The 1,205-nt window shown below is 62.8% G+C and carries 1 pseudogene; it reads right to left on the bottom strand.

The window, feature by feature from the left end:
• Nucleotides 1-1,144, bottom strand: a pseudogene (locus tag NKJ77_RS32315) (IS256 family transposase); the annotation flags it as partial.
• Between the last annotated feature and the right edge of the window lie 61 nt (nt 1,145-1,205).

Genomic DNA, 1,205 nt, shown 5'->3' on the forward strand with positions numbered 1-1,205 from the left:
TCCATGTTGATATAGCGGTTGGCCTCCATCCAGTTTTCGTTGGTTTCGACGGCCAGCGCCCTGACCAGGCGCAGGCAGCTTTCGGCGTTCGGGAAGATGCGCACGACATAGGTGCGCCGGCGGATTTCCTCGTTGAGCCGTTCAAGCATGTTGGTGGACTTGAGGTGCTTGTGATGCTGACGCGGCAGCCGGAAGAAAGTCAGCGTCTGTTCTATGGCTTCTTCCGCCCAGGTGGTCAGCCGCGGGTAGCGGGCGGACCATTTGGACAGCCACGCGGCGAGATCGGCCTTGGCCTCGGCGAGATCGCGTAGAGCCAGCGCAGTTCTTGCAGACAATCGTCGCCGTGCTTCCTGGGCAGGTGATCGAGCGCGTTCCTGAGGAAGTGGACGTAGCAGCGCTGCCATGCTGCTTCCGGGATCACCTCGCCGATCGCCGCGACCAGGCCGGCATGGTCGTCGGACACGGCCAGTTCGACGCCTTTGAGACCGCGTCGTTTCAAGCCGACGAGGAAGTCCTTCCAGGCCGAGCGGCTCTCGCGATTGGCCATCTCCACGGCCAGGATCTGCCGGCGCCCGTCCCAGTCGATGCCGACCGCGATCAGCACCGCCTGGCTCATCACGATGCCGGCTTCGCGCACTTTCTCGTAGCGGGCATCGAGAATGAGGTAGGGGAATGGCTCCTGAAGCGGTCGTTCGGCAAACGCCTTCAGGCTCTCGTCCAAGCGCTTGTTGATGGCCGAGATCGACGAAGCCGAGAACGCATGACCGCACAGCTCTTCCGTGATCGCCTTGACCTTGCGGGTCGACACGCCCTGCACATACATCTCCGCAAGCGTCGCAACCAAGGCCCGCTCCGAACGCTGGTAGCGCTCGAACAGCTCGGTGGAGAAGTGACCCGCCCGGTCCTGTGGAACCCGCAGCTCAAGCTTGCCCACCCGGGTGACCAGGGTGCGGCCGTAGTAACCCGAGCGATGCCCAAGGCGCTCAGGCGTGCGTTCGCCCTTCGAAGCACCCAGCGCCTCCTCCATCTCGGCCTCGAGAACCTCCTGCATTACCGAACGGATCACTTCGTGCAGCCCCTCCGGGTTCGAAAGCAGAATGTCTTTGACGGCAGCGCTGGCCGATTTACCTTCTGTCTTGGTCATGGTGGCGTTCCTTCCAGGGAATCGGTGACGTTGAACATCACCAGCCTGCCATGACCGCCCT

The sequence above is a fragment of the Mesorhizobium sp. M0052 genome, from assembly GCF_040323255.1.
Taxonomy (GTDB): domain Bacteria; phylum Pseudomonadota; class Alphaproteobacteria; order Rhizobiales; family Rhizobiaceae; genus Mesorhizobium.